We start from the raw sequence: 5,833 nt of genomic DNA, 5'->3' as shown, positions 1-5,833 counted from the left end.
GGGCGGGGGGAGGAGAGAGGGAGAAGGGAATGGCGGGTGGGGGGGGGGGGGTGGGGTGGCCACCGCGCCCCCCCCACACGTCTCCTCGTGCCCGCCCGGTCTCCACGCCGTCCCTGGCCCGGTGGTACGCGAGCCCGAGCGCGCCCTGCGCCAGCAGCAGCGCCCCGGTCGCGGTCCAGCCCCCGCTGCGGCGGCGGACGCCCCACACCAGGATCGGGAGCCCGGCCGCGAGCTGGGCGGCGGACAGGGCGCGGGCGCGGGGCCCGCGCACCCATGGGCCGAGCCTGCCGCTCTCGACCGCGTCGAGTTCGACGCGTACGGCGTCGCGCCACCCCGCCCACGTGATCCGCTCCACGCCGGGCCGCGCGTCGAGGGCGGCGTGCAGCCGGTCCGCGCCCCCGCCGGGCTCCAGGCCCGTCGGCAGGGCCAGCCCGGTGCGGGTGAGCACGGCGAGCAGCCCGCGCAGCCGGGTGTCGGCCCGCGCCTCGGGGTCGGGGCGGGTCAGCCCCTCCAGCACCTGCACGTCGAGGACCGGGTCGAGGCCGAGCCGGGCCGCGAAGGTGCGCATGGCCTCTTCCTCGCCCGCCGGGGTGCCGTCGGCGAGCCAGACGTAGCCCACGGGGCGGCGGAAGCCGGTCGCCAGGGTGCAGCCGGCGCGGTCGGCGTCCCACCACAGGGCGAGGACCGGCCAGGTGGAGCCCACGGCGAGCGCGGCCGCCCACCCGGCGACGACCTGGTCCACCGGCTCGGCCCCGCGGCCCGCCGGCCCGCCGCGCCAGGGCCTGCCCTCCGGCACGAGCACGCTCCACTCCTCCCCGGCGCGGGTCAGCAGCAGCGGCTCGCGCAGCAGGCGGGCGAGGGGCCGCACGGTCGCGGGGTCGGCCCGGCACAGCAGGAGCGCTCCCGTGGATGTCGCGTTCATAGCCCTCACGCTAGGGCACTATGCACCGGTTCGGCAGGGTCACCACTCCCTTGCCCCGCCTTCCGGCGACCTTGACTTCCTCCGACCGCGATATATCGTGTCTTTCGTAAGGACGCGATATGTTGCGTCATCGCGCTCTCGGGAGGTTTCACCCATGCCTGTGTCGACGTGGACCGTCAGCGAGCCGGGGGAGCTGGCCTTCGACGATCCGGTGACGGCGGTGAGCGTGCGCCTGGTCGACGGCACGGTCAACGTGGTGGGGAGCGACGAGCCGGGAGCCCGGTTGGAGGTCTCCGCGGTCGAGGGCCCGCCGCTGGTCGTGAGCCTGGAGGACGGCCGCCTCACCGTGGCCTACGAGGACCTGCCCTGGCAGGACTTCCTGCGCGCGTTCGTCTCGCGCAGCCGCCACCGCAGCGCGGTGGTCTCCCTGGTGGTGCCCGCCGCGTCGTCGGTGGAGGTCGGCGTGGTCGGCGCCGGGGCCGTCGTCTCCAACATCGGCGGGCGTACGGAGATCCGGAGCGTCACCGGCGACGCCACGCTCGTCGGGCTGACCGGCCCGGTGCGCGGGCACACCGTCTCGGGCGCCCTGGAGGCCCAGGGCGTCACCGGGGAGCTGCGCTTCCACTCCGTCTCGGGCGGCCTGACGGTGATCGACGGGGCGGGGGACTCGGTGCGGGCGGATTCGGTCAGCGGCGACATGGTCCTGGACCTCGCCCCCGCCGACAGGCCCGCGGACGTCTGGCTGACCACGGTCACCGGGGAGATCGCGGTCCGGCTGCCGCACCCGGTGGACACCAGGGTCGAGGCGAACACCGCGACGGGGTCCGTCTCCAACGCCTTCGAGGAGCTGCGGGTCGGGGGGCAGTTGAGCGCGAAGAAGATCACCGGCGCGCTGGGGGCCGGGAAGGGGGCCCTGCGGGTGACGACCGTGTCCGGTTCGATCGCCCTACTGCGCAGGCCGCCCGTCGAGGACGCCGCGCCCACCGCCGAACCGACCGGAAAGGTTCTCTGACATGCCCCCCGTTTTCGCCCACGGCCGTCTGCGCCTGTATCTGCTCAAGCTGCTCGACGAGGCGCCCCGCCACGGCTACGAGGTGATCCGCCTGCTGGAGGAGCGCTTCCAGGGCCTGTACGCCCCCTCGGCGGGCACCGTCTACCCTCGGCTGGCCAAGCTGGAGGCCGAGGGCCTGGTCACCCACGCCACCGAGGGCGGCCGCAAGGTCTACTCCATCACCGACGCCGGGCGCGCCGAGCTGGCGGACCGCAGCGGCGAACTGGCCGACCTGGAGCTGGAGATCCGCGACTCCGTCGCCGAGCTGGCCGCCGAGATCCGCGACGACGTGCGCGGCGCGGCGGGCCGGCTGCGCAGCGACATGCGGGCCGCCGCCTCCGCGTCGAAGCACAACGGCGGGGACGGAGGGAAGGGCGGCGGCCCGTCCTCCCCCTTCGGCGACTTCTCCGCCCTGGGCGACTTCGCCGACGGCGAGGCGTGGCGCTCCGCGAAGGAGGAGCTGCGCCGGGCCGGACAGGAGTGGAAGGAGCAGGCCCGCCGGGCGAAGGACGAGTCCCGGCGCGCCCGCGAGGAGGCCCAGCGGGCCCGCCGCCAGGCCGAGGAGGCCCATGAGCGGGCACGGGAGCAGATGCTGAACGCCGCCCGCCAGGTGCAGGAGCACTTCGCCCGCGGCGACTGGCCCGCCGGGGTGCGGGAGGGACTGGCGGAGATCACCGGGCAGCTCGGCGGCTTCGCCCGTACGGGGCTGTGGCCCCCGTCCGGCAAGCCCGGCGCCGAGTCCGGCGCACCCGGCGGCCGGGAAGCCTCCGCCCCCGAGGCGGCTCCGGGTGCCGACTGGGCCGCGGACGCACCGCTCACGGGCGACCCGGCGCGCGACCTGGACCGGCTGCTGGACCGCTTCCGCGACGGCGTCCGCGACGCGGCCCGCGACCACGGGGTCACCGAGGACCAGGTGGCCGAGGCCCGTCGCCACCTGGGCGCGGCGGCGGCGCGGATCGAGGCGCTGCTGACGGCGGGGGACCGGACGGGCTGAGGCCGACGGCGGCGGGGCGGGTCCGGCCGGTTCGGCCCGCCCCGCCGCCCGGCGTTCACCCGGCCTCGGCGCGCCCCTCCGCGTCGGCCTCGGGGCCGTACAGCGCGCGGCGCACCGCCCCGTAGGCGGCCCCGTGCTCGGCGAGGACGTCGGCGACGGTTCCGGGCGTCGCGATGAGGGCGAGGAGCAGGTGCTCCCCGCCGATGAACCGGTCGCCGCGCCCCAGGGCGACCCGCAGGGACTTCTCCAGGACGCCCTTCGCGCCCGGCGTGAAGGGGCGGTGCCCCGACCACCACCGGCGGTTGGTCCGGTCCGCGTCGAGCGCGCCCTCGCCGTGGGTCCCCTCGACGCGGGAGACGATGGCGCCGACGTCGATGCCGAGCCCGGCGAGGGCGTCGGTGTCGGCCTTCGTCAGCCCGCCCCGGCGGCGGGCCTCGGCGAAGGAGGCTTCCAGTGCGGCGCGGCGGCGGGTGAGTCCGAGGGCGTCCAGTGCGCGGGACGCCCGGTCGCCCTCCTGCTCCAGCAGGGCGAGGAACAGATGCTCCTCGGTGACGGAGGAGGCCCCGACGCGCTCCGCGTGGGCCGAGGCCCCCTTGACGGCCGCGCGGGCTTCTCGGGTGAAACGTTCGAACATCAGCGCCTCCCGTACTTCTTGTGCACGGCCTGCCGGCTGACGCCCAGCTCGGCGGCGATCTCCTGCCACGACCAGCCCTGGACGCGGGCACTTCTCACCTGGACGGCTTCGAGCTGCTCCAGCAGCCGCCGCAGCGCGGCCACCGCCCGCAACCCCACACGCGGGTCGCGGTCGCCGGCGCGTGCGGCCAGATCCGTTGCTTCGGTCATGCCGTCAACTTACATTGACACGCCCCGCCGGTCAACCAAAGTTGACATCGTCGTCCGCGAGGCGGGCGTGCCGTTCGACGTCGTACCGGACGTCGCCGTAGCGCAGCTTGGCCCGCTCGATCCCCTCGGGCGCGAAGCCGGACCGGACCGCGACCCGGCAGGAGGCGGGGTTGTCGGTGCGGTGGGCCAGCTCCAGCCGGTGGAGGCCGAGTTCGCCGAACGCCCACCGCGCCAGCGCCCGCACCCCGGCGGGGGCGACGCCCCGGCCGCGCGCCGCCCCGGTGGTCCAGTAGGAGATCCAGCCGGTGTCGTGGACGCGGTTGACGGGGCGGACGGCCACGCCCCCCAGCGGATCGCCCGCCTCCCTCACGACGGCCCAGGCGTAACCGGTCCCGGCGCCCCACTCGCGCCTGCGGTCCGCGATGTAGGCCAGCGCCCCGTCCCGGTCGGCGACGGGCCGGTCGCTCTGGCGGTCCATCCCGGCCGAGGCGAAGGCGCACAGGACTGCGGGGGCGTCGGCGTCGCGCCAGGGGCGCAGCAGAAAGCCTTCAGGGGCGGTCAGTTCGTCCATACGGGCCAGCCTCCCGCACCGTCACCACGATCTCCGCGCCGGCCCGCGCCACCACCGTCAGCCGCCCGCCGCGCGGGGCCGCCCCGAGCACGCGGGCGGGCCCGGTGACGCCGACGCGCCAGCCCCGGACCGAGGGCGGCAGCGAGAGTTCCGTGACGCCGGGGCGGGCGGCCGCCCGGTAGGCGAGGCGGTAGGTGCGGGCGGCCCCGTCGTACCGGGCGGAGCGGACCGCGCCCGCGACGGCCGGGGCGTACGGGGTCGCCGTCCGCTCCTTGTTCGTACGGAAGCGGCCGTGCTCGTCGACCGCGCAGTAGCCGCCGCCGTAGCACCAGACGTACCCGGCCCAGCCGGAGCTGTAGCGGTCCAGGGAGGCGACGGCCTCGCGGTAGAAGCGGCCCATGTTCGGCAGGGCGTTGTTCAGCGGCCCCCACTCCCCGACGACCACCGGCAGGCGGTGCTCGGCCGGGTAGGCGGTGACGGCGGCCTCGTACGCCTCGATCCATCCGGCGGCCGGGTCGTAGTCCGCGCCGGCCTCCATGGCGGTGTTGTAGAAGTGCGGGGCGTACACGGTCCGGGCGTCCCCCACGCGGCCGAGTCCGGTGGGCACGCCCTCCCCGACGATCGGGGTCGGCTCGACGAAGAGCCAGGTGTCGCGGTCCACGGCGCGGACGGCGCGGGCCAGGCGGTTGTACATCGGGGTGAGGTGCTCGGCCTCGATCCGACGGGCGGCGGTGGGCAGGTCCTCGCCCCGGCGCAGCTCCCCCATCGGCTCGTTGATCAGGTCGTAGCCGAGGACGGCCGGGTGGCCGCCGAAGCGCGCGGCGAGGACCTGCCAGGCGTCGGCCTGGGCGCGTCGCAGGTCGGGGTCCTCGTAGAGGTGGGTGAAGGCCCGTTGCACGGCCGGTTCGAAGTACTCGGCGAACCAGTCGTCGGGGTGCGGGGTGAACGGCAGGCCGTCGGTCCTGGTGGCCCAGGCGGGGATGCCCCGGTGGCCGAAGGCGGGCCCGAAGACGTCCTGGTGCGCGTCGATGAGGACGTGGACGCGGTGGTCGCGCGCCCAGTCCAGGATGCGTTCGATCCGGCGCAGGTACCGCTCGCTGTACTGGCCGCGCCGGGGCTCCAGGTCGTCCCAGAAGACCAGCAGGCGCGCGAAGTTGAAGCCGTTGGCGCGCAGGTCGCGGAAGTGGCGCTCGGTGATCGAGGTCAGCGCCTCCTCGCCGCGATGGACCTTGTCCTCCACGTTCCAGCCGCGCAGGGTGAGGGTGCGCCCCCGGTCGTCGGTCAGCGGCGGGACGGACCGCCCGGGGGACGCGGTGGCGGGGGCCGGGTCCCCCGCCGCGGGGGGGGGGGGGGGGGCCCGCCCCCCCCCCCCAACTAGGCGAAAGAAGGAACAGAACGGCGCCCCAGGCCAGTCCGCCACCTCCCCCCCCCCAAAAAGGGGCGCGCACAGGG

At 76.2% G+C, this 5,833-nt stretch carries 6 protein-coding genes and 1 pseudogene; 2 read left to right on the top strand and 5 right to left on the bottom strand.

The genetic code is table 11. The features are described 5' to 3' along the window. The coding region (locus tag ACZ6EJ_RS15005) for a hypothetical protein (RefSeq protein ID WP_469267412.1) at positions 1-922 on the bottom strand (922 nt) is incomplete at its 3' end. 154 nt (positions 923-1,076) lie between these two features. Here ACZ6EJ_RS15005 and ACZ6EJ_RS15000 point away from each other — a divergent pair. Continuing rightward, positions 1,077-1,934, top strand: coding sequence for a DUF4097 family beta strand repeat-containing protein (locus tag ACZ6EJ_RS15000; protein WP_469267410.1), 858 nt, complete (start codon positions 1,077-1,079; stop codon positions 1,932-1,934). Between the two features lies 1 nt (position 1,935). After that, positions 1,936-2,967 carry a PadR family transcriptional regulator gene (locus tag ACZ6EJ_RS14995; RefSeq protein WP_469267408.1) on the top strand — a complete coding sequence of 344 codons (1,032 nt, stop codon included), beginning with the start codon at positions 1,936-1,938 and terminating at the stop codon, positions 2,965-2,967. 55 nt (positions 2,968-3,022) lie between these two features. Here ACZ6EJ_RS14995 and ACZ6EJ_RS14990 read toward each other — a convergent pair whose 3' ends face one another. The 4 genes and pseudogenes from ACZ6EJ_RS14990 to ACZ6EJ_RS14975 all read right to left on the bottom strand — a co-directional run. Next, complete coding sequence (locus ACZ6EJ_RS14990; RefSeq protein WP_469267406.1) at positions 3,023-3,601, bottom strand: Clp protease N-terminal domain-containing protein; 579 nt, start codon at positions 3,599-3,601, stop codon at positions 3,023-3,025. Then, on the bottom strand, positions 3,601-3,810 hold the full coding sequence (locus ACZ6EJ_RS14985; protein WP_006127526.1) for a sigma factor-like helix-turn-helix DNA-binding protein: 210 nt from the start codon (positions 3,808-3,810) through the stop codon (positions 3,601-3,603). Before ACZ6EJ_RS14985 ends, ACZ6EJ_RS14990 begins: the two co-directional genes overlap by 1 nt. 31 nt (positions 3,811-3,841) lie before the next feature. Next, a complete protein-coding gene (locus ACZ6EJ_RS14980; protein WP_469267404.1) occupies positions 3,842-4,381 on the bottom strand; it encodes a GNAT family N-acetyltransferase in 540 nt (179 codons plus the stop codon). Continuing rightward, positions 4,359-5,708 (bottom strand): annotated as a pseudogene (locus ACZ6EJ_RS14975) (glycoside hydrolase family 5 protein); the annotation flags it as partial. The gene ACZ6EJ_RS14980 and the pseudogene ACZ6EJ_RS14975, both read right to left, overlap by 23 nt. Positions 5,709-5,833: the final 125 nt, after the last annotated feature.

This window comes from Streptomyces sp. NPDC041970, assembly GCF_055588985.1.
Note: the sequence above shows the minus strand (reverse complement) of the source record. Positions and strands in the feature narration are given on the sequence as shown.

Coding starts and splice junctions, on each gene's coding strand:
- ACZ6EJ_RS14985 (WP_006127526.1), bottom strand. CDS start 3,810: ATGACCGAAGCAACGGATCTGGCCGCACGCGCCGGCGACCGCGACCCG.
- ACZ6EJ_RS15000 (WP_469267410.1), top strand. CDS start 1,077: ATGCCTGTGTCGACGTGGACCGTCAGCGAGCCGGGGGAGCTGGCCTTC.
- ACZ6EJ_RS14995 (WP_469267408.1), top strand. CDS start 1,936: ATGCCCCCCGTTTTCGCCCACGGCCGTCTGCGCCTGTATCTGCTCAAG.
- ACZ6EJ_RS14980 (WP_469267404.1), bottom strand. CDS start 4,381: ATGGACGAACTGACCGCCCCTGAAGGCTTTCTGCTGCGCCCCTGGCGC.
- ACZ6EJ_RS14990 (WP_469267406.1), bottom strand. CDS start 3,601: ATGTTCGAACGTTTCACCCGAGAAGCCCGCGCGGCCGTCAAGGGGGCC.